Genomic DNA, 21,765 nt, shown 5'->3' with positions numbered 1-21,765 from the left:
ACCGGTCTTGCGGCTTGTGTTGAGGTTTTGGGGTTGCTGTCGTTCTGTCGTTCTGGCGTTCTGTGGTTCTGTCGTTGCGCGCTTGGCGGCTCAGGCCACGGCAGCGCGGGTACGCGTGCGCCGCCGCGAGGCGATCGCCATGCCGTCGCCCTGCCACTGCAGCGCCTGGTCCAGTTGCTGCAGGTACCGGTCCAGCTCGGCTTGCGCGGCGGCGGCCTCATCCAGCGTGACGCGCACGAAGCGCACCGGCGCACCAAGCGGCACCTGCGCCAGCCGCCACAGGTCGGCGCCGATCACCACGCCGATCTTCGGATAGCCGCCGGTGGTCTGCGCGTCGGCCATCAGCACGATGGGCTGGCCGGCCGGCGGCACCTGGACCACGCCCGGCAGCACGCCATGCGAGAGCAGGTCGGCCGCGCGCTCGGGCTGGCGCGCCAGGGCCGGGCCTTGCAGGCGCAAGCCCATGCGGTTGCTGTTGGGGGTGACGATCCAGTCGGACTGCCACAGCGCTTCGCGCGCGGCGGCGTCGAAATCCTCGTACTCGATGCCGGGCAGCATGCGGATCGGCATCGCGTCGCCGAGCTTTTTCACCGGCAGCGCCCAGGATGGCGCCTGCACGCCCAGCCAGTCGCTGTCCTCGGCCACGCCGGGCCGGCCCGCGTCGAGGCGGTCGCCTTCATGCAGCGCGCGGCCACCCAGGCCGCCAAAGCCTGCCTTGAGGTCGGTGCTGCGCGAGCCCATCACCGGCGCCACGGCGATGCCGCCCGCCACGCACAGATAGGTACGGGTGCCGCCCTGCGCCGCCGACAGCGTCAGCGTTTCGCCACGGCGCACGTCGAAGGCATGCCACGACCAGACCGGCACGCCGTCCAGGTTGGCCCGGCATTCGGCGCCGGTCAGCGCCACGCGCATGTCGGCATGGAAGCGCACGGCGGCGCGGCCCAGCGTGAATTCGATGGCGGCGTCGCCCGCCGGATTGCCCAACAGGCGGTTGCCGATGGTGAGCGCGACGGTATCGAGCGCGCCCGCGGTGCCCACGCCAAAGCGGCGAAAGCCGGGACGGCCAAGGTCCTGGACCGAGGCCAGCGCGCCGGGTCGGGTGATTTCGATCATGGCAGCAGCGCCTCGACGACAAAGCGCACGGTATCCCCGGGCGCAAACAGGGATGGCGGATCGCGGTCTGCCAGGAAGAGTTGGCTGGTGGTGTGCCCGATCAATTGCCAGCCGCCGGGGGCGGCTGCCGGGTAGATGCCGGTCTGCTCGCCGCCGATGCCGACCGCGCCCGCGGGCACGGACAGGCGCGGCTCGCGCCGGCGCGGCGTGGCCAGCGCCGGGTCCAGGCCGCCCATATAGGCAAAGCCGGGCTGGAAGCCGAGGAAGTAGACGACGTACTCGCCCGCGCTGTGGCGGCGGACCACTTCCTGCGCCGTGAGGCCCGTATGCGCCGCGACTTCGGCCAGGTCGGGGCCATGCTCGCCGCCGTAGCACACCGGGATCTCGACCAGCTTGCCGGTGGCGGCACGCGCTTCGCCCGAAGCCCAGGCGAGCTTCAGGTTGCGTTCCAGCGCTTCGGGATCGGCTTCGCGGTCGAACACCACGGTGAGATTGTTCATGCCCGGCACCGCATCGACCACGCCGCGCCACTCGGCCGCGCGCTGGGCCATGGCCCAGATACGTCGCTGTACATCTAGCGAGGCCGGCGGGGGCACGCTGCACAGCAGTGCTTGCTCGGCCAGGCGGTGAACGGAACATCGGGTCATGGGCGGCACCAGCGGGGGGACCTGTCTTGCAGTGTAGGCGGGCGCGCTGTACTAGTCAGGCGCGGTGCCGGCTGCGACGGGTCCGGAAGTGAGATCGCTATTTCATCGACGATTTATCGATAAATTCATAATAACCAAACAAGAAGATGCTGTGGCTAGGTGTTGACCCTAGGCACGCGGTGCTACGTCTTCATGCGGGATAGCGCCGGCGCACCGCCTCGGTGCGGGTACCGGACGCGGCGATTGCATCCAGTGCAGGAGCGCTCGGGGCGGCGCTTGCGCCGCATCGGCTCTGCTCGATATGGGTGCGCGCGCCCCTGCCGGGTTGGGCATGGCAAGGGCGAAAAAATCTTCGGGAAATGCGCTCATCCGTGGCGTGCATGCAACGGCAGGACAAAAAAAGACCGGCCGGGAATACCGGCCGGTCTTTTCGACGGACTGATGCGCGCCGCAGCGCGCAAGGCTGGGCCTCAGGCGAACCCGGCCTTATGCGCCTGCTCGTCCGCGTGGTAGGAGCTGCGCACCATGGCGCCCACGGCGGCATGGGTGAAGCCCATCTTGTAGGCCTCGGCCTCGAACATCTTGAAGGTGTCCGGATGCACGTAGCGCATCACCGGCAGGTGGTGGCCCGACGGCGCCAGGTACTGGCCAATGGTCAGCATGTCGATGTCGTGGGCGCGCATGTCGCGCATGACTTCGAGGATTTCCTCGTCGGTCTCGCCCAGGCCCACCATCAGGCCGGACTTGGTGGCCACGGCCGGGTTGCGGCGCTTGAACTCTTGCAGCAGCTTGAGCGAGTGCGCGTAGTCGGCGCCCGGGCGAGCCTGCTTGTACAGGCGGGGCACGGTTTCCATGTTGTGGTTCATCACGTCAGGCGGGCCGGCCTGCAGGATGTCCAGCGCCTTGTCCAGGCGGCCGCGGAAGTCCGGCACCAGCACTTCGATGCGGGTGGCCGGCGACAGCTCGCGGGTCAGCGTGATGCAATCGACAAAGTGCTGGGCGCCGCCGTCGCGCAGGTCGTCGCGGTCGACGCTGGTGATCACCACGTAGTTCAGCTTGAGCTGGGCGATGGTGCGGGCCAGGTTGCCCGGCTCGTTGACATCCAGCGGATCGGGACGGCCGTGGCCCACGTCGCAGAACGGGCAGCGGCGGGTGCACTTGTCGCCCATGATCATGAACGTGGCGGTGCCCTTGCCGAAGCACTCGCCGATGTTCGGGCAGCTGGCTTCCTCACATACCGTCACCAGGTTGTTGGCGCGCAGGATGTCCTTGATCTCATAGAAGCGCGAGCTGCCGGTGGCCGCCTTGACGCGGATCCACTCGGGCTTCTTGAGCTTCTCGGCCGGCACGATCTTGATGGGGATGCGCGCGGTCTTGTCCGCCGACTTCTGCTTGCGGGTCGGGTCGTACTGCTCCGCCTGGGGTTGCGGGGCTTCGCTGGAAGTGGCGATCAGGGCGTCGCTCATAGTGTTCTCCGCACGCGCGGTGCGTGCATATTCGGCTGGATGACTAAGTGGCCAGGGCCGCGGCGGTATTCCGTTGGGCCGCCAGGGCGCGCTCTTGCGCCTCTGCCAGCACTTCACACAGCGCCGCCGCAAGGCGCCGCGCGATATCGGCTTGTTGTGCCGCGGTCACGGGCAAGCGGGACGCACCCGCCGCATCGGCCACCGCGAAGGTGGCCCCCGCCGTTGCCATGTCGACCGTTTCCAGGCCGGCATAGCCGCAGGGGTTGATGCGCAGGAAGGGCGCGAGGTCCATCTGCACGTTGAGGCTGACGCCGTGATAGCTGCAGCCATTGCGGATCTTGAGTCCGAGCGCGGCGATCTTGGCGCCCTGGTGCTGGCCTTCGGAAAGGTAGATACCAGGCGCGCCGGGCTTGCGTTCGGCTGCGAGATTATACGCCGCGAGCGTATCCAGCACGGCCTGCTCGATCGCATGGACGAGCTCGCGCACCATCAGGTGGCGGCGGCGCAGGTCGAGCAACAGATAGGCCACGACCTGGCCGGGACCGTGATAAGTGACCTGACCGCCACGATCGATCCGCACAACGGGGATCGCATCGTCAGGGGCCAGCACATGCGCGGGATCTCCCGCCTGGCCGAGGGTATAGACCGGGGGATGCTCGACCAGCCAGATCTGGTCGGGGGTGTCGGGGGTGCGTGCGGCGGTAAAGGCGCGCATCGCGTCGAAACAGGGTTCGTACTCTTGCCGGCCCTGCTCGATGACTTGTATCGATTGCATCCCGGCAGTTTAGCGAAAAGGGGCGGATCTCACAGGAGGCCGCCCCTTTTCTCGCGTGTCTTTCGGTGTGTCTTTATGACGTTGGCGCTGCATCCCCGCTTGCCGGCCTGGAATGGACCAGCCGCAGATGGCCGCGCGCGCGGCCAGCCGCATCGGTATCCGCTGGCTCAGGAGGCCGTGACCTGGTCCTGGTTAGGCGTCCACTCGGTGCCTCGAACCAAACGCCGCGCCATGCGCGCCACCAGGTGCGACACGTTGGTTGCCGGCCGGCGCGCTTCGGCGATCAGGGCCAGGCGTACCGGCTCTGCCGCGCGCGGGTCCACGCTCAGCGTGATTTCGTCGCCGCTGTTGAGCAGCAGGCTGCCGCCGCAACGCAGCCAGTAATCTTCCGAATCGCCTTCGCGGGTGACCCAGACGTCGGTCCCCGTGGCCTCTTCCACGCGCAGGCGCTGGGCGGCGTGGATGGAGAGGGAGGTAACTTCGCCCGGGCTCAGGGTGAACAGGGTCGTTGTGAGCAATGTTTTCATGTTGGGCATCCTTCGCTGACATCGTCGGCTGCCTCGCCCGCTTGCCCGGAATGGGCGGCCGCCGATCAGCTCAGCCCTGACGGGCATATGCTTGGTCTTGCCTGGTACTGGATCGGCACCGGTGCGGGTAGCGCCCCGATGCATTGCATTCTAGTGATTGCCGGTCCTCTTCCAAAACGATATATTTTCCTTGTTCTTGTTAGGTAAGCTCACATAAGACGAGGTAGATGATGGCGCTGAAGGGAGCATGGGAGAGAGATTTGCCACGTGGCTGGCACCGCGAGCTGCCGCGCCTGCCGGGGCTGACCGCGCTGCGCGCGTTCGAGGCCGCTGCCCGCCACGAGAGCTTTTCGCGCGCGGCCACCGAGCTGTTCGTCACCCATGGCGCGGTCAGCCACCAGATCCGCGCGCTGGAGGAGGAGCTGGGCCAGGCCCTGTTCGAGCGCAACGGCAAGCGTGTGACCCTGACCCCCGGTGGCCGGGCCTACGCCGGGCGCGTGCGCGAAGCCCTGCTGGAGATCGCCGATGCCACCCGGGCGCTGCAGGCCGGCAACCGCGACAAGCGCCTCACCATCAGCACCATGCCGTCGTTCGCCGCGCGCTGGCTCACGCCGCGCATCGGCAGCTTTATCGAGCAGCACCCCGAGCTTGACGTGGAGCTGCTGTCGTCCAACACGCTGGTGGATTTCGGGCGCGAGGAAGTCGACATCGCGTTGCGCATGGGCAGCGGCGACTATCCCGGCCTGTATGTGGAAAAGCTGCTGGACGACGTGTTCTTCCCGGTCTGCAGCCCGGCCTTCAACGGCGGCAAGCTGCCGGCGCGGCCGCAGGACATGAAGGGCATGTCGCTGCTGCGCGGCGAGGGCGATCCATGGAAGCCGTGGTTCGAAGCCGCCGGCCTGGACTGGCCGGAGCCGCGCAAGGGCCTGCTGCTGGAGGACTCCTCGCTGCTGCTGCAGGCAGCCGCCGCAGGCCAGGGCATTGCGCTGATCCGCTCGTCGCTGGCCTATAACGACCTGCTGTCGGGGCGCGTGGTGCGGCTCTTCGATGTGAGCATTACCTGCCCGTGGCTGCTCTACTTCGTCTGCTCGGCAGGCATGCTGGAAGCACCCAAGGTAAAGGCCTTCCGCGCCTGGCTGCTGCCGGAGATGGAAGCCTTCCGGGGCATCCTGGCGCAGTGGGAGGGCTAGCCGTCCTTCCCGGATTCGGCATCTTCGGCATCCTTGCCCCCATCTACGGCCTTCGGCGCGGCTACCGGGGCAACCGCCGGCGCCGGCCCTGAGTGCGCCCTGCCCGCGCGCGGGTGCGCCTTGTCGTAGACCTTGGCCAGGTGCTGGAAATCCAGCGCGGTATAGATCTGGGTGGTGGCCACGCTGGCGTGCCCGAGCATCTCCTGCACCGCGCGCAGGTCGCCCGAGGATTGCAATACGTGGGTGGCAAAGGAGTGCCGCAGCATGTGCGGATGCACGTCGGTCGGCACGCCGGCCCGGATCGCCTGCTGCTTGATGCGCAACTGCACGGTGCGCGCCGGCAAGCGCCGCCCGCGCACGCTCAGGAACAGCGCATGCGCGTCATCCGGCAGCGCGCCGGGGCGCAGCAGCTCCGGACGCACCGCCAGCCACGCGCGCAGCGCTTCCATGGCCTTGCTGCCGACAGGCACGGTACGCCGTCGCGAGCCCTTGCCGATCACCGTGACCTCGGCGCCGTCCATGTCGATCCAGCCAGCGGAGCGGTATTCCCCGTCCTCGGCATAGCGCGCGTCCAGCTGCACCAGCTCCGACACGCGCAGCCCGCTGGAATAGAACAACTCGTAGACAGCCTGGTCGCGCCGGCCCTCGGCGCCGTCGCCCGCGTTGTGCGAGACCAGCGCCACCGCGTGCTCCACCGACAAGGCCTTGGGCAGCCGGTGCCCGGATTTTGGCGCGCGCACGCCGTCCACCGGGTTGGCCTCGACGCCCAGGCCATGGCGCGCGGCCCACAGGAAGAAGCCGCGCCACGCCGACAGCGTGCGGGCAATGCTGGTGCCGGCCAGGCCGCCGCCGTGCATGCGCGCGGCAAAGGCGCGGATATGGTGGGTCTGCAGCGACAACAGCGCAACGCCCGGCGCATGGCGCGCGGCGTGCGCTTGCAGCACAGACAGGTCGCGGGCGTAGTTGGTCAGCGTGTGGACAGCCAGCTTGCGGCTGCTGGCGAGCCACTCCAGATAGCGCACAACGACCGGGTCGGGCGGCGGCTTGTCGAGCGGCGCCTCGGCGGCTTGCTTGCGCGCGGCCGGCTTCTTCGCCGAAGGCGAAGCGGCCTTGCGCGCGCGGCTCGGCGCCATCAGTCGCGCAGGCGATTCAGCGCGGCACCGGCCACTTCACCGATCTGCGCCAGGTAGGCCGTGCCCATGCCCTCGTGGAAGCGCCGCGGCTCGGGCGAGCCCAGCACCAGCAGGCCAAAGGCCGCACCGAGCGTGCCGGCGTCGCGCGTGGGCACGCGCAGCGTCACCATGGCCAGCGAGGCGATGTCGTCGCGCTCCAGCCAGGCCGCGGCCTCGAAGCCACTGTTGGCGCCGCAATACGGCGCGCGCAGGCCCTCGGCAAACAGACGGACATCTTCGCTCGCGCCCTGCGCCACTTCCATGTGCGCGTAGCTCTGCGCCACGTTCCACAGCTTGAGGGCCACGCCAGGCACGTCGAACACTTGCTGCAAGCCGTCCTGCACCGCATACGGCAGCGCGTGCGAGTCCACCTCGGCCAGCAAGCGCAACTGCCAGGCGTGCATGCGCTGCTGGGTGCGGTCGTTGTCATGGCCGTGGCGAACCAGGTCCGCCAGCTTCAGCTCCAGGCCTTTGTTTTTCTCGCGCAGGATTTCCATCTGGCGCTCCTGCAGCGACACCGCGCGGTGGCTGTGCGGGCTGGTGAGTTGCACCGCGGCCAGCAGCTCGGCGTTGTCTTCGAAGAACTGGGGATTGGTCTGCAGGTAGGAGGCAACTTCTTGGGCGTTCATTGGCTTCAACCGGATTGTTTGGGGGGCAGTGTAGCAAATGGTTAGGGGGAAATTCTGGGGGAGTGGTCGGCGTTGGTTTTTGGGCGCAAGGGCCATACGACATTGCCCTGCTGGGTTGGTCGCTGTTTCTTTGAGCGGTGTTGGCTCTTGCACCCAACAGCCATACGACATCCCCCTGCGGGGGCTGCCGGTCACTCTTCTTTGCGTCGGCAAAGAAGACTAACGAGAAGAAAGCCGACCCTGCCGGGGGCCGAGCAATCAGGCTTATGTGGGGCGGTGGTAGCGTCGTACGGCCCGGAGTGTTGGCTGGCCTTTGCCATACCGGCTTGGAGGGCATCGTAAATGCATGATCCGATGGTCACGTGGTGGTACCCCTGATCGCTTTGCGCGGTGAGCATTCGACCATCTGCCGTTACCGGCGCGCGCCATCACGACACATCACCCGTCAATGGTTTCGTGGTGGGGCGGGCGCGGTGGTCAAGGCCTTGGGCATATCAACCCGGTGCCACCGCGCCCACGACGGAACCGGTGCGCCTGCAACTTCGTGGCCGGCCACGCCGCGAGCGACAGACGGCTTGAAGCAAGTGGTGTCTACTACCGGGGGCCTCACCACGTATCCCGGAGGCTGGCAGATTCGTGGCCGGTCAAACCGGTACCGGCAGAAGCGAGCAGAACCGCTGGCCCTACGACGAAACCAGCACCCTTAGCACCCGCGATTGTTCGGCTCCCGGCAGGGTCGGCTTTCTTCTCGTTAGTCTTCTTTGCCGACGCAAAGAAGAGTGACCGGCAGCCCCCGCAGGGGGATGTCGTACGGCTTTTGGGTACAAAAACCAACGCCGACGAAATAAACAGCGAAAGCCCCCCAAAAGCCCCTACACCCCCTACACGCTACGCCCCCAACTTCCTCTTCAACAACTCATTCACCTGAGCAGGATTCCCCTTACCCTTGGTGGCCTTCATCGCCTGCCCCACCAGCGCATTGAACGCCTTCTCCTTGCCAGCACGGAACTCTTCCACCGACTTCGCATTGGCAGCCAGCACGTCGTCGATGATCTTCTCCAGCTCGCCCGAGTCGGACATCTGCTTGAGGCCCTTGGCCGCGATGATGGCGTCGGCGTCGGCACCTTCCTCGCCCGCCCACATGGCCGGGAAGACATCCTTCTTGGCCGTGTTGTTGGACACCGTGCCGTCGGCAATGCGCACCAGCAGCTTGGCCAGCTGTGCCGGCTTGACCGGGGCGGCTTCCAGCGCGATGCCTTCGCGGTTGAGCAGCGACGACACGTCGCCCATCAGCCAGTTGGCAGCTGGCTTGGCATTGGCCGCGCCGGCTTCGGCGACCACCGCTTCGAAATAGTTCGCGAGCGACTTGGAGGCGGTCAGCACGCTGGCGTCATAGGCGGACAAGCCGTATTGCGACACCAGGCGCGCTTGCATGGCCACCGGCAGCTCCGGCAGCTCGGACTTCACGCGCTCGATCCAGGCGGCGTCGATCTCCAGCGGCAGCAGGTCGGGGTCGGGGAAGTAGCGGTAATCGTGCGCGTCTTCCTTGGTGCGCATGGCGCGCGTCTCGCCGGTGTCCGGGTCGAACAGCACGGTGGCCTGCTGGATTTCGCGGCCGTCCTCGATCTCGGCGATCTGCCACTGGACTTCGTAGTCGATGGCCTGCTGCAGGAAGCGGAACGAGTTCAGGTTCTTGATCTCGCGGCGCGTGCCCAGCTTGGGGCTGCCGTAGGGGCGCACCGACACGTTGGCGTCGCAGCGGAAGCTGCCTTCCTGCATGTTGCCGTCGCAGATGCCCAGCCACATCACCAGCGCGTGCAGGGCTTTGGCGTAGGCCACGGCCTCGGCCGAGCTGCGCATGTCGGGCTCGGTGACGATCTCCAGCAGCGGCGTGCCGGCGCGGTTCAGGTCGATGCCGGTCATGCCGGCGAAATCTTCATGCAGCGACTTGCCGGCGTCTTCCTCGAGGTGGGCGCGCGTGAGCTGCACGGTCTTTTCGTAGGTTTCGCCCTTCTTGCCTTCGACCTGGATGCTGATGCTGCCGCCCTGCACCACCGGCAGCTCGTACTGGCTGATCTGGTAGCCCTTGGGCAGGTCGGGGTAGAAGTAATTCTTGCGCGCGAAGATGCTGCGCGGCGCGATGGTGGCGCCGATCGCCAGGCCGAACTGGATGGCGCGCTCGACCGCGCCGCGGTTAAGCACCGGCAACACGCCGGGCAGCGCCAGGTCAACCGGCGAGGCTTGCGTGTTAGGCGCCGCGCCGAAGGCGGTGGAGGCACCGGAAAAAATCTTGGAGGCCGTCGACAACTGCGTGTGCGTCTCGAGGCCGATCACCACTTCCCATTGCATGGCGGTATTCCTGTTCGTGTGCTGTATGTGTTGCTACTTGTTTGCTACGTGTGCCTACGTGTCACTATGTACTGCTACGTGTTCTGTCACGGATTCGGGCTGGCCAGCCATGAATCCAGTTGCGCCAGCGCCGCATCGCGCGAGATCGGGTCGCCGCCCACGGTCACGCCCTGGCCTTGACGCGAACCGTTGGGCACATCGCGCCGCACCCGCAGCGGCTCGGTGCCGTCAAAGCCGTGATACGCGCCGGGGTAGATCTCCAGGCGAAAACGCGCATCCGGCTGGCGCGCCGCGACCGCCTCGCGCAGCATGGCGCAGCGGGTGGCGGGGGTCCAGTCGTCGGCGCCGCCGGTCAGCAGCAGCAGGGGCGTGCGCAGACGGTACTCATGCCGCTGCACTGCGCTCTTGCAGCCCGGGTAAAAAGCCACGGCGCGCTCGATCGCCGGTGCGCCCGCCGGCCAGTCGCGGCTGGCGTCGATGGTACTAAGCACCGCCTGCGCACCGTTGGACCAGCCCAGCAGCACGATATGCGCAGTGTCCACGCCGGGCTGTCGCGCGAGCCACTGCAATGCGGCCAGCACATCGCCGCGCCGGGTGGCGTCGTCGATGACGCGGCTGTCCAGGCGTTCGGTGCAGATGCCGTCCGGCTTGCCGCGCGGGCCAAAACTGTCGGGCAGCAGCACCGCGTAGCCGCGCGCGGTCAGCCACTGCACGTACTCGCGGTAACGGCTCTGGAGCGCCGCCGCATCCGCGCCGCCACTGCGGTGCAGGCCGCCGCAGCCGTGCAGCGCAATCACCACACGTACTGCCGGCACCGGGGCCGCGGCGCCGTGCTGCGGCACGAACCAGTAGCCGCTGAGCGGCTGGCCGCCGTCGGCGCCCGGGAAACGCACCGCCTGCGCCGCCGGCATGGCGCGCTCGCCGGCCGCGGCAACCACGGCCCGCGCCAGCACGGCATGGCTTGCCAGCAGCAAGGCGCACGCGCCCAGGCTGAAGGCCTTCAGGCGAGCGGCGATGCAACCGTGGGCGGTTCGTGACATGGCGTTGAGCGGGTTCACCGGGCCTGCGCGCAGCCGCCACCGCTAGGCTCGAACATCACCGGCCAGGCTTCTTCGTAGATGCCCGGCGAGCAACGTGCCTCGCAATTGGCGTGCGCGAGCGTGACCCGGCGCGGATCCTGCCAGATCATCAGCTTGCAGGCGCTGCCGTCATTGGCGCGCAGCTCGATATGCGGCTTCTTCTGGGTCTGGCGGAATTCGGCCAGGTTGAAACTGCACGAGCCGCGCTTGCCCACCCACAGCTTCCATGACAACTGCTGCACGGTGTTGTCCGCCACGCGCACCTGCGCATCCTCGCGAAAGCCGTCTTCCTCGGTGCGGCGGCAATCGCCGGCGAGGTCGATGTCGCGGCTGGCAATGGGCGGGGGCTTGCCGCCAAAGCGCGGCAGCGGGATGCAGGCCGCCAATGCGGCGGCCAGCCCGATGCCGAGCACGATGCGCGACAGCCAGCGCGCTGCGCTCATGCCTGCGCGGGCCGGCGCAGGTGCCAGTCCGTTGCCTGCTGGAAGGCGTGCGCCGTTTGCAGCAGCTCGGCCTCGCCAAAGTAGTTGCCGATCAGCTGCAGGCCAACCGGCATGCCACCCTCGCCCAGCCCGCAGGGCACGCTCATGCCGGGCAGGCCGGCCAGGCTGGTCGACAGGGTGAAGATGTCGGCCAGGTACATCTGCACCGGGTCCGCGCTCTTCTCGCCGAGCTTCCACGCCACCGTAGGCGCCACCGGGCCCATGATCACGTCGCACTGGGTGAAGGCGCGCTGGAAATCGTCAGCGATGATGCGGCGGATCTTTTGTGCCTGCAGGTAATAGGCGTCGTAGTAGCCGTGCGACAGCACATAGGCGCCCACCATGATGCGGCGCTTGACCTCGGGGCCGAAGCCTTCGGCGCGGGTCTTCTTGTACATGTCCATCAGGTCGCGGTACTCGGCGGCGCGATGGCCAAAGCGCACGCCGTCAAAGCGCGACAGGTTGGACGATGCCTCGGCCGGCGCGATCACGTAGTACACGGGGATCGACAGCTCGGTCTTGGGCAGCGACACCTCGACCAGCGTGGCGCCCAGCTTTTCGTACTCGGCAAGCGCCGCGCGCACGGCTTGCTCCACGTCCGCGGCCAGGCCCTTGCCGAAATACTCCTTGGGCAGGCCGATGCGCAGCCCTGACAGCGGCTTGCCGGCGCTGGCGCCCGCCCGCGCCTGGCCCAGCAGGCGGGTGTAGTCCTCGTCGACGCCGCCCAGGGCGGGCGCAACGCTGGTGGAGTCGCGCTCGTCGAAGCCGGCCATGCCGCCCAGCAGCATGGCGCAATCCTCGGCGGTATGCGCCATCGGGCCGCCCTGGTCGAGCGAGGAGGCGAAGGCGATCATGCCGTAGCGAGACACGCGGCCATAGGTAGGCTTGATGCCGGTGATGCCGGAGAACGAGGCCGGCTGGCGGATCGAGCCGCCGGTGTCGGTGCCGGTGGCGGCAGGCGCCAGGCCGGCGGCCACGGCGGCGGCCGAGCCGCCCGAGGAGCCACCCGGCACGCGGCTGGCGTCCCAGGGGTTCCTGACCGGGCCGAAGTGCGAATTCTCGTTGGACGAGCCCATCGCGAACTCGTCCATATTGGTCTTGCCCAGGGTGACCATGCCGGCGGCGGCGAGGCGCTCGACCACGGCCGCGTCGAACGGGCTTTCGTAGTTGGCCAGCATGCGCGAGCCCGCCGTGGCGCGCCAGCCACGGGTGACGAACACATCCTTGTGGGCGATCGGCACGCCGGTCAGCGGGCCGGCTTCGCCGCGCGCGCGGCGCGCGTCGGCGGCGCGGGCCTGCGCCAGGGTGAGTTCGGGGTTGACGTCGACAAAGGCGTTGAGCGCGCCGGCCTGCTCGATACGGGCCAGGTAATCACGCGCCAGTTCTTCGGCGGAAACGGAGCGGGCCGCCAGCGCGTCGGAAAGCTCGCGCAGGGAGGTCACGGAAGTTGCGGAAAAGGGCATGTCGGTCGGTTTGGCTTGGCAGGTGATGGCTGCCGGCGCAGCCTGGAGGCGGCGCGGCGCAGCCGCTGGGTCGAGGGCCGGGGTGCGTCCGACCTTTATTCGATGACCTTGGGCACCAGGTAGAGGCCGCCTTCGGTGGCCGGGGCGGGACGCTGGTAGTCCTCGCGGCGGCTGGGCTCGGTGACCACGTCGTCGCGCAGCCGCTGCGACATCTCGCGCACCGCGGACAGCGGGTGGGCCAGCGGCACGATGCCGGTGGTGTCGACCGCCTGCATCTGTTCGACCAGGGAGAAGAATTGATTGAGCTGCACAAGCGTCTGCCCAGCCTCGTCATCGTTGATTTCGATGCGGGCAAGGTGGGCGATGCGCTTGACGTCGGATAGGTCGAGAGCCATGGCTTGGGGTCGGTGCGAAAGGCGATGCGGGCGCGGCCGGGGCGGGCCGGGCAAGTGCTGCCGGGAGCGCCCGGGAATCGTCAAAGTTACAGGTTTTTTCGAGGAAGAAGCCCCCGAAACAGGGGGAATTATAAGGTATCATTGCGCGTTGCCATCCTTTGGCCGCGCCTTCGTCACATTGGTGCAAAACCGCCTCCTCCGGAGCTTTTCCCGACACTCCGGCGGGACACCCCGGCGGCGTACTCCGGCACCCGGGCCGGCCAGCACTGGCCATGTGGCCCGACCGCCCCCGCCGGTGCGGGGTTGAAGGCACCCAAGGGATGACAGACAGGTTCCTCCGATTAGGCCGCCCCCGCCAGCAATTAATTTGTAATTGCAGCGCCGTTCCACCGAACTTTCGCGCGTGGTCTAATCAAAGGTTCCCGTAGAGGCTGCTTTCGCCACCCGGCAAAGCGGCCTTGGTTGGCGGCCCTGGCCCTGGCAGTTCGCAGCGTATGACAACGCGGACTGGCAACGGCGCCGGCCCCACCGGACGATCGGGGGCCTTAATACTACCCGTCGCTATGAATATCGTGGCTGGCCCCGCAGCGGCGCCGGCCACTTCGCATACTCGCGAACCACCAGAAAACAGGATTCCTGATGTTCGGATTTCTCCGCAGCTACTTCTCCAACGATCTCGCGATCGACCTCGGCACCGCCAACACCCTGATCTATATGCGTGACAAGGGCATCGTCCTTGACGAGCCGTCCGTGGTCGCCATCCGCCAGGAAGGCGGACCCAACGCCAAGAAGACGATCCAGGCGGTGGGCAAGGAAGCCAAGCAGATGCTGGGCAAGGTACCGGGCAACATCGAAGCGATCCGCCCGATGAAAGACGGCGTGATCGCCGACTTCACGGTCACCGAGCAGATGCTCAAGCAGTTCATCAAGATGGTGCACGACACCAAGCTGCTGCGCCCCTCGCCGCGCATCATCATCTGCGTGCCCTGCGGCTCGACCCAGGTCGAGCGCCGCGCCATCCGCGAATCGGCGCTGGGCGCCGGCGCCAGCCAGGTGTACCTGATCGAGGAGCCGATGTCGGCCGCGATCGGCGCCGGCCTGCCCGTGTCGGAGCCGTCGGGCTCGATGGTGGTGGATATCGGCGGCGGCACCACCGAGGTGGGCATCATCTCGCTGGGCGGCATGGTCTACAAGGGCTCGGTGCGCGTGGGCGGCGACAAGTTCGACGAAGCCATCGTCAACTACATCCGCCGCAACTACGGCATGCTGATCGGCGAGCAGACCGCCGAAGCCATCAAGAAGGCCATCGGTTCGGCGTTCCCCGGCTCCGAAGTCCGCGAAATGGAAGTCAAGGGCCGCAACCTGTCCGAAGGCATCCCGCGCGCCTTCACGGTGTCGTCCAACGAAATCCTGGAAGCCCTGACCGATCCGCTCAACCAGATCGTGTCGGCCGTCAAGATCGCGCTGGAACAAACCCCGCCGGAACTCGGCGCCGACATCGCCGAGCGCGGCATGATGCTGACCGGCGGCGGCGCGCTGCTGCGCGACCTGGATCGCCTGCTGGCCGAGGAAACCGGCCTGCCGGTGCTGGTCGCCGAAGACCCGCTGACCTGCGTGGTGCGCGGCTCCGGCATGGCGCTCGAGCGCATGGACAAGCTCGGCAGCATCTTCTCTTACGAATAAAGCGTAAGCAGAGGATTCGCACGTGGCGCGACGCGGCCTGCCGGACTACCTGGTCGGGGCAGCGCCTTGCCGCGCTACCCTCCCGACGACCCGGCCAGCCCCCGTGCACCACACCGTGCCGCGACGCCCCAGCCACTCCGGCTGGCGTGCCGCGGCGCAGTCGTGCCTGCGGCACCGGGGGACCTTTCTGCCAGCGCACGGGTAAATGGATTACACTCCGCCGCCGCTCTTCAAGCAGGGCACTTCCGCCGTTGCGCGCCTCGTCTTCTATGTGACGATCGCGCTGGCGCTGCTCATCGTTGACGCGCGCTTTGACGCCCTGCGCGTGGTGCGCCAGGTTGCCGCCACCGTGCTGATGCCGGTGGAGCGCACGGTGCTGGTGCCGCGCGACGCGCTGCGCGCCACGTTCGACTACGCCCAGTCTTCCGCCACCCTCGCCAGCGAGAACCGCGACCTCAAGCGCCGCATGGTGACCGAGGCCGAGGGTGCGGTGCGCCAGTCCCAGCTCGAGGCCGAGAACAACCAGCTGCGCAAGCTGCTTGGCCTGGTGCAGCAGTCGGCCACGCCGGTGACGGCGGCCGAGATCCTGTACGACGCCCGCGACCCCTATAGCCAGCGCATCGTGATCGACCGCGGCAGCCAGCATGGCCTGCGCGCGGGCTACCCCGTGATCGACGAACGCGGCGTGATCGGCCAGATCACGCGGGTTTCGCCGTTCCAGTCGGAAGTCACGCTGCTGACCGACAAGGAGCAGGCCATTCCCGTGCAGGTAGTGCGCAACGGCTTGCGCAGCGTGGCCTTTGGCGGCGCCCGCGCCGGCCTGCTCGACCTGCGCTTCATGGCCGCCTCGGCCGACCTACAGCAGGGCGACCTGCTGGTGACCTCCGGCCTGGACGGCACCTACCCGCCAGGCCTGCCGGTGGCCAAGATCGTCCAGATCGAGCGCAAGGCCGATACTGCCTTCTCGCGCGTGTACTGCGAACCGGTGGCCGGCGTGCGTTCGCACCGCCAGTTGCTGGTGATCCGCTACGAAGCGCAGTTGCCGCCGCGCGAGTCCATCGACGGCCCACGCGACGCCAAGGAAGCACGAAGCGTCAGGGCGAACCGCCCGGGCGTGCGGGATGCCGAACGCTCAGGAGAGCGGCCGGCCGAGAAGCCCGCCGACAAGCCTGCTGACAAGCCGTCGGAAAAGCCCGCCGACAAGCCCGCCCCGGCCAAGGAGCCCAAGCGTTGACCAATCCCCAATACCTGCTGCGCCCGGTCAACCCCGCGTTTATCGCGCTGAGTTTCGTGCTGGCCTTCCTGTTCAACCTGATGCCCTGGGGCACCACGCTGTGGGTGCCCGACATGGTGGCGCTGGTGCTGGTGTTCTGGAACATCCACCAGCCGCGCAAGGTCGGCATGGGTGTGGCCTTCGCGCTCGGCCTGCTGATGGACGTGCATGACGCGCGCCTGCTGGGCGAGCACGCCATGGCCTACTCGCTGCTGGCGTACTTCGCCATCACCATCCATCGCCGCGTGCTGTGGTTCACGGTCTATACCCAGGCCCTGCACGTGCTGCCGCTGCTGTTTATCGCCCACGCCGTGCCGGTGCTGATCCGCCTGGCCATGGGCGCGCCGCTGCCCGGCTGGCAATTGCTGCTGGCGCCGGGCATCGAAGCGCTGCTGTGGCCGCTGGCCACCGGCATGCTGCTGGCGCCGCAGCGCCGCAGCGCCGACGTGGACGAAACCCGGCCGATCTGACGCTTTACCCCAACCGAAGTCCCGCCGCGCCCCCCCCCTGGGGGGCGCGGCAAACCGCAAGGCTGACGCAGTACCATGACCGAAATACGCAATGTCGAACAGGAGCTCGGCCGCTTCCGCATCCGCGTAGCGGCGGCGGGCCTGTTTGCCGTGATCTGCTTCGGCCTGCTGTTCAGCCGTTTCCTGTGGCTGCAGTGGTACAAGCATGACCAGTACTCGGCCAAGGCCGAGGACAACCGCATCTCGGTGGCGCCGATCGAGCCCAACCGCGGCATCATCATGGACCGCAACGGCGTGGTGCTGGCGCGCAACTATTCCGCCTACACGCTGGAAATCACCCCGTCCAAGCTGTCCGACACGCTCGACAACACCATCGAGGAACTGGCCCAGCTGATCGACATCCAGCCGCGCGACCGCCGCCGCTTCAAGCGCCTGATGGAGGAGTCGCGCAGCTTCGAAAGCCTGCCGATCCGCAGCCAGCTCACCGACGAGGAAGTGGCGCGCTTCTCCGCCCAGCGCTTCCGCTTTCCGGGCGTGGACGTGCGTGCCCGGCTGTTCCGCCAGTACCCGCTGGGCGAGTCCGCCTCGCACGTGATCGGCTACCTGGGCCGCATCTCGCAACGCGACCAGGAACGCATCGAGGCCATGGACGAGGCCAACAGCGCCGAAGGCGCCAAATACGATCCGCGCAAGGACGCCGACAACTACAAAGGCTCCAACTACATCGGCAAGATCGGCATCGAGCAAAGCTACGAGACCGAGCTGCACGGCCTGACCGGGTTCGAGGAAGTGGAAGTGAGCGCGGGCGGGCGCCCCATCCGCACGCTATCCACCTCCCCCGCCACGCCCGGCAACAACCTGATCCTGTCGCTCGACATCCGCCTGCAGCAACTGGCCGAAGCGCTGTTTGGCGACAAGCGCGGCGCGCTGGTGGCGATCGAGCCGGCCACGGGCGACATCCTGGCCTTTGTCTCCAAGCCGACCTACGACCCCAACCTGTTCGTCGAAGGCATCGACACCAATACCTGGAACGAGCTCAACGGCTCGCCCGACAAGCCGCTCTTGAACCGCCCGCTGCGCGGCACCTACCCGCCCGGCTCCACCTACAAGCCGTTCATGGCGCTGGCGGCACTCACCACCGGCAAGCGCACCGCGGCCTGGGGCTTCCACGATCCGGGCTCGTTCACGCTGGGCAACCACACCTTCCGCGACGACAAGCCAGGCGGCCACGGCTGGGTGGACATGAACGCCTCCATCGTGCAGTCGTGCGACACCTATTACTACATGCTGGCGCGCGACATGGGCGTCAACGGCATCCACGACTTCATGAAGCCGCTGGGCTTCGGCCAGATCACCGGCATCGACATCGAAGGCGAGAGCCGCGGCATCCTGCCCTCCACCGACTGGAAGCGCCGCGCCTACCGCAAGCCCGAGCAGCAGAAATGGTATGACGGCGAAACCATCTCGCTGGGGATCGGCCAGGGCTACAACAGCTTCACCATCCTGCAGCTGGCCAACGCCACCTCCATCCTGGTCAACAACGGCATCGCGATGAAGCCCCACCTGGTCAAGGCGGTGGAAGATTCGGTCAGCCGCGAGCGCGAGCTCACCGTGCCCAAGGAAAGCTACCGCCTGCCGCTCAAGCAGTCGGATATCGACGTGATCAAGCGCGCCATGGTCGGCGTGACGCACTCGGGCACCGCCGCCCGCGCATTCGCCGGCGCCGCCTATGAGTCCGCCGGCAAGACCGGGACGGCGCAGACCTTCACCATGGGCAAGAACGAGAAGTACAACCACCACGCGCTGGACGAGCGCAAGCGCGACCACGCGCTCTATACCGCATTCGCTCCCGCCGACAACCCGAAGATCGCGCTGGCGATGATCGTGGAGAACGCCGGCTTCGGCGGTGCCGTGGCCGCGCCGATCGCGCGCAAGGTGATGGATTACTATTTGACGGGCAAGTGGCCGGAAGAACTGGCGAACATCGCCCCGCCCGCGTCCGAACGCGCCGGCGGCAAGCCGCCCGTGGATACGCCCAGCGTGTTTACCACCGGCCACACCGCCAGCATCGCCAGCGCCACCGTCATGGGCGCAAGCGAAGCCGCCGCCACCAGCGAAGGCGCCAGCGTGCCGGCGGCGCGGGTGGCAGCCCGTGCCGGCGCCTCCGCCACGGCCGCCTCTGCCGTGATGGCGCCGGTGATCGACCCCGCCGCCATCCCACCCGCCTCGGCGGTGCAGACGCTGGACCAGCGCATGGCGCAGGCCCTCGGCCACAGCCGCCCTGCGCCGCCCCCCGCTCCGGCCACGTCGCCCGTCATGGCGCCCGCCAGTTCGAAACCCCGCGCCAAACCGGCAACCGCGCCCACCGCGGCCGGCGGCAACGCTTCACGCTGAAGGAGACGCGCCATGGATCGCCGCCGCGTCCTATCGTTCATCAAGACGGCCCTGACCGGCTTTGACAAGCCGCTCGCGCTCATCGTCTTCCTGCTGTTCGCCACCGGCATCGTGGCGCTCTACTCCGCCGCCATCGACATGCCCGGCCGGGTCGAGGACCAGTTGCGCAACATCCTGCTGTCCTACCTCGTGATGTGGGTCATCGCTTACCTGCCAACCCAGACGCTGATGCGGGTGGCGGTGCCGCTCTATACGGTCGGCGTGGCTCTGCTGGTGGCGGTGGCCATGTTCGGCTTGATCCGCAAGGGCGCGCGGCGCTGGCTCTACGTCGGCATGGTGATCCAGCCCTCCGAGATCATGAAGATCGCCATGCCGCTGATGCTGGCGTGGTACTTCCAGAAGCGGGAGGGCTCGGTCAGGTGGTTCGACTTTGTGCTGGCGCTGGTGCTGCTCGGCGTTCCCGTGGGCCTGATCGCCAAGCAGCCCGACCTCGGCACCGGCCTGCTGGTGATGGCCGCCGGCCTCTATGTGATCTATTTCGCCGGCCTGTCGTGGAAGATCATCCTGCCGCTGCTTGCCATCGCGGTGGTCGCCATCACCGCACTGGTCAGCTTCGAGCACGATATCTGCGCCCCCGGCGTGAACTGGCCGATCCTGCATGACTACCAGCAACACCGCATCTGCACGCTGCTGGACCCCACCACCGACCCGCTCGGCAAGGGCTTTCACACCATCCAGTCCATCATCGCCATCGGCTCCGGCGGCGTGTTCGGCAAAGGCTGGCTCAAGGGCACGCAGACGCACCTCGAGTTCATCCCCGAGAAGCACACCGACTTCATCTTCGCCGTGTTCTCCGAAGAGTTCGGACTGATCGGCAACGCCGTGCTGCTGGTGCTCTACCTGCTGCTGATCTTCCGCGGGCTGTACATCGCGGCCAACGCGCCGACGCTGTTCTCGCGGCTGCTGGCGGGGTCGATCACGCTGATCTTCTTCACCTATGCCTTCGTGAACATGGGCATGGTGAGCGGCATCCTGCCCGTGGTGGGCGTGCCGTTGCCGCTGTTGAGCTATGGGGGAACGGCGCTGGTGACGCTGGGCATGGGCATCGGGATCCTGATGAGCATCTCGCGGCAAAAGCGGCTGATACAAACATAGCCTGGCATGCGATTTGGCCGCTGAAATGACACCTGGCTAAGGTATCCTCTGTCCTTTGGAACGTTCACCTCCAAGGGCTCAAATGCGGCGCGTCGTATTCAATCAGAAGGGCGGAGTCGGCAAGTCGACCATCGTCTGCAACCTGGCGGCCATCAGTGCCAGCGAAGGCCTGCGCACCCTGGTCATCGACCTCGATGCGCAAGGCAACTCCAGCCAGTACCTGCTCGGCGCGCACGCCGCCGAGGCCACCCCGACGGTGGCCGACTTCTTCGAGACCGCGCTCACATACAGCTTCAAGCCGCTGGATGTCACCGCGTTCATCCACGCCACGCCGTTCGAAAACCTCGATGTGATGCCCGCCCATCCCGAGCTCGATACGCTGCACGGCAAGCTCGAATCCCGCTACAAGATCTACAAGCTGCGCGACGCGCTGATCGAGCTGGAAGAAACGTACGACGCCATCTACATCGATACCCCGCCCGCGCTGAACTTCTACACCCGCTCCGCGCTGATTGCGGTCCAGCGCTGCCTGATTCCCTTCGACTGCGACGACTTCTCCCGCCGCGCGCTCTACACGCTGCTCGACAACGTGAAAGAGATCCAGCACGACCACAACGCGGACCTGGAAGTCGAAGGGATCGTGATCAACCAGTTCCAGCCGCGCGCCACCCTGCCGTTGCAACTGGTGGAGGAACTGGTCGGCGAAGGGCTGCCGGTGTTGAATTCACGGTTGTCGTCGTCGGTGAAGATCCGGGAGTCGCATCAGCATGCGATGCCGATGATTCACCTGGATCCGAGGCATAAGTTGGCGTTGGAGTATTTGGCTTTGCATCGGGAGTTGGTGGGATAGGGGTTGCCTTGCGGCGTTGGTCGCTGTTTATTTCATCGGCGATGGTTTTTGGACCCAACAGCCATACGACATCCCCCTGCGGGGGCTGCCGGTCACTCTTCTTTGCGTCGGCAAAGAAGACTAACGAGAAGAAAGCCGACCCTGCCGGGAGCAGAGCAATAAGGCTGTCCGGCCTCAGTGGTTGCGTCGTACGGCCCGGAGTGTTGGCGGGCATCTGCCGGTACCGGCTTGACTAGCCACGAACCTGCCAGCCTCCGGGATTCGTGGTGAGGCCCCCGGTAGTAGACACCACTTGCTTCACGCCGTCTGTCGCTCGCGGCGCGGCCGGCCACGAAGTTGCAAGCGCACCGGTCCCGTCGTGGGCGCGGTGGCACCGCCTTGATTGGCCCGAGACCTTCACCACCGCGCCCGCCCCACCACGAAACCGTTGGCGGGCGATGTGTCGTGGTGCATCGCGCCGGTAACGGCAGATGGCCGAATGGGCAAGGATTCTGCTACCGGGGGCCGTACCACGCATCCCGGAAATCGGCGGCATCGTGGCCCTTCAAACCGGTACCGGCAGATGCCAGCAGAACTGAGGCCATACGACGAAACCAGCGTCCCTCGCACCCGCGATTGCTCTGCCCCCGGCAGGGTCGGCTTTCTTCTCGTTA

The 21,765-nt window shown here is 67.2% G+C and carries 19 protein-coding genes; 7 read left to right on the top strand and 12 right to left on the bottom strand.

Annotation, left to right across the window (positions count from 1 at the left end):
* Window positions 1-90 precede the first annotated feature (90 nt).
* From A9975_RS07830 to A9975_RS07810, 5 genes are all read right to left on the bottom strand, one after another.
* Window positions 91-1,113: a biotin-dependent carboxyltransferase family protein gene (locus A9975_RS07830; protein WP_183032109.1), complete on the bottom strand. Its 1,023-nt coding sequence runs from the start codon at window positions 1,111-1,113 to the stop codon at window positions 91-93.
* Window positions 1,110-1,760, bottom strand: coding sequence for a 5-oxoprolinase subunit PxpB (gene pxpB, locus A9975_RS07825; RefSeq protein ID WP_183032108.1), 651 nt, complete (start codon window positions 1,758-1,760; stop codon window positions 1,110-1,112). The genes A9975_RS07830 and pxpB overlap by 4 nt, the downstream gene beginning before the upstream one ends.
* 470 nt (window positions 1,761-2,230) lie before the next feature.
* Complete coding sequence (gene lipA, locus A9975_RS07820) at window positions 2,231-3,226, bottom strand: lipoyl synthase (RefSeq protein ID WP_150992653.1); 996 nt, start codon at window positions 3,224-3,226, stop codon at window positions 2,231-2,233.
* 43 nt (window positions 3,227-3,269) lie between these two features.
* Entirely contained in the window at window positions 3,270-4,001 is a 732-nt protein-coding gene (lipB, locus tag A9975_RS07815) for a lipoyl(octanoyl) transferase LipB (protein ID WP_183032107.1), read from the bottom strand.
* A 167-nt stretch (window positions 4,002-4,168) separates the two neighbouring features.
* Window positions 4,169-4,528: a DUF2917 domain-containing protein gene (locus tag A9975_RS07810; RefSeq protein ID WP_174428498.1), complete on the bottom strand. Its 360-nt coding sequence runs from the start codon at window positions 4,526-4,528 to the stop codon at window positions 4,169-4,171.
* A 230-nt stretch (window positions 4,529-4,758) separates the two neighbouring features.
* On the opposite strand from A9975_RS07810, the gene A9975_RS07805 reads away from it, so the two are divergent.
* Window positions 4,759-5,718, top strand: coding sequence for a transcriptional regulator GcvA (locus A9975_RS07805; protein ID WP_043351136.1), 960 nt, complete (start codon window positions 4,759-4,761; stop codon window positions 5,716-5,718).
* Here A9975_RS07805 and A9975_RS07800 read toward each other — a convergent pair.
* From A9975_RS07800 to gatC, 7 genes are all read right to left on the bottom strand, one after another.
* On the bottom strand, window positions 5,715-6,851 hold the full coding sequence (locus A9975_RS07800) for a tyrosine recombinase XerC (RefSeq protein ID WP_183032106.1): 1,137 nt from the start codon (window positions 6,849-6,851) through the stop codon (window positions 5,715-5,717). The genes A9975_RS07805 and A9975_RS07800 overlap by 4 nt on opposite strands.
* On the bottom strand, window positions 6,851-7,519 hold the full coding sequence (locus tag A9975_RS07795) for a DUF484 family protein (protein ID WP_150992645.1): 669 nt from the start codon (window positions 7,517-7,519) through the stop codon (window positions 6,851-6,853). Before A9975_RS07795 ends, A9975_RS07800 begins: the two co-directional genes overlap by 1 nt.
* Before the next feature lie 888 nt (window positions 7,520-8,407).
* Window positions 8,408-9,868 (bottom strand): Asp-tRNA(Asn)/Glu-tRNA(Gln) amidotransferase subunit GatB, encoded by a 1,461-nt coding sequence (gatB, locus tag A9975_RS07790; RefSeq protein ID WP_183032104.1) that lies wholly within the window; start codon window positions 9,866-9,868, stop codon window positions 8,408-8,410.
* An 86-nt stretch (window positions 9,869-9,954) separates the two neighbouring features.
* On the bottom strand, window positions 9,955-10,926 hold the full coding sequence (locus A9975_RS07785) for a dienelactone hydrolase family protein (RefSeq protein ID WP_370564114.1): 972 nt from the start codon (window positions 10,924-10,926) through the stop codon (window positions 9,955-9,957).
* A complete protein-coding gene (locus tag A9975_RS07780) occupies window positions 10,923-11,390 on the bottom strand; it encodes a hypothetical protein (RefSeq protein WP_183032102.1) in 468 nt (155 codons plus the stop codon). The genes A9975_RS07785 and A9975_RS07780 overlap by 4 nt, the downstream gene beginning before the upstream one ends.
* Window positions 11,387-12,892, bottom strand: a complete 1,506-nt coding sequence (gatA, locus tag A9975_RS07775) for an Asp-tRNA(Asn)/Glu-tRNA(Gln) amidotransferase subunit GatA (protein ID WP_043342788.1) — start codon at window positions 12,890-12,892, stop codon at window positions 11,387-11,389. Before gatA ends, A9975_RS07780 begins: the two co-directional genes overlap by 4 nt.
* Before the next feature lie 95 nt (window positions 12,893-12,987).
* Window positions 12,988-13,287, bottom strand: a complete 300-nt coding sequence (gene gatC / locus A9975_RS07770; RefSeq protein ID WP_006156463.1) for an Asp-tRNA(Asn)/Glu-tRNA(Gln) amidotransferase subunit GatC — start codon at window positions 13,285-13,287, stop codon at window positions 12,988-12,990.
* Window positions 13,288-13,926: 639 nt separating this feature from the next.
* On the opposite strand from gatC, the gene A9975_RS07765 reads away from it, so the two are divergent.
* The 6 genes from A9975_RS07765 (at window position 13,927) to A9975_RS07740 (ending at window position 21,112) form a co-directional block, all read left to right on the top strand.
* The gene (locus A9975_RS07765; RefSeq protein WP_035859663.1) at window positions 13,927-14,970 is read left to right on the top strand and encodes a rod shape-determining protein; all 1,044 of its coding nucleotides are present in this window, start codon (window positions 13,927-13,929) and stop codon (window positions 14,968-14,970) included.
* 205 nt (window positions 14,971-15,175) lie between these two features.
* A complete protein-coding gene (mreC, locus tag A9975_RS07760) occupies window positions 15,176-16,204 on the top strand; it encodes a rod shape-determining protein MreC (protein ID WP_183032101.1) in 1,029 nt (342 codons plus the stop codon).
* Entirely contained in the window at window positions 16,201-16,713 is a 513-nt protein-coding gene (mreD, locus tag A9975_RS07755) for a rod shape-determining protein MreD (protein WP_150992634.1), read from the top strand. Before mreC ends, mreD begins: the two co-directional genes overlap by 4 nt.
* A 75-nt stretch (window positions 16,714-16,788) precedes the next feature.
* Window positions 16,789-19,107 carry a penicillin-binding protein 2 gene (gene mrdA / locus A9975_RS07750; RefSeq protein WP_183032100.1) on the top strand — a complete coding sequence of 773 codons (2,319 nt, stop codon included), beginning with the start codon at window positions 16,789-16,791 and terminating at the stop codon, window positions 19,105-19,107.
* Between the two features lie 12 nt (window positions 19,108-19,119).
* Window positions 19,120-20,262 carry a rod shape-determining protein RodA gene (rodA, locus tag A9975_RS07745; protein WP_150993635.1) on the top strand — a complete coding sequence of 381 codons (1,143 nt, stop codon included), beginning with the start codon at window positions 19,120-19,122 and terminating at the stop codon, window positions 20,260-20,262.
* A gap of 82 nt (window positions 20,263-20,344) precedes the next feature.
* The gene (locus A9975_RS07740) at window positions 20,345-21,112 is read left to right on the top strand and encodes a ParA family protein (protein ID WP_183032105.1); all 768 of its coding nucleotides are present in this window, start codon (window positions 20,345-20,347) and stop codon (window positions 21,110-21,112) included.
* The last annotated feature ends 653 nt before the right edge of the window (window positions 21,113-21,765 follow it).

Origin of the sequence: Cupriavidus sp. UME77, from assembly GCF_014170355.1 — a bacterium.
Classification (GTDB): Bacteria; Pseudomonadota; Gammaproteobacteria; order Burkholderiales; family Burkholderiaceae; genus Cupriavidus; species Cupriavidus basilensis.
Note: the sequence above shows the minus strand (reverse complement) of the source record. Positions and strands in the feature narration are given on the sequence as shown.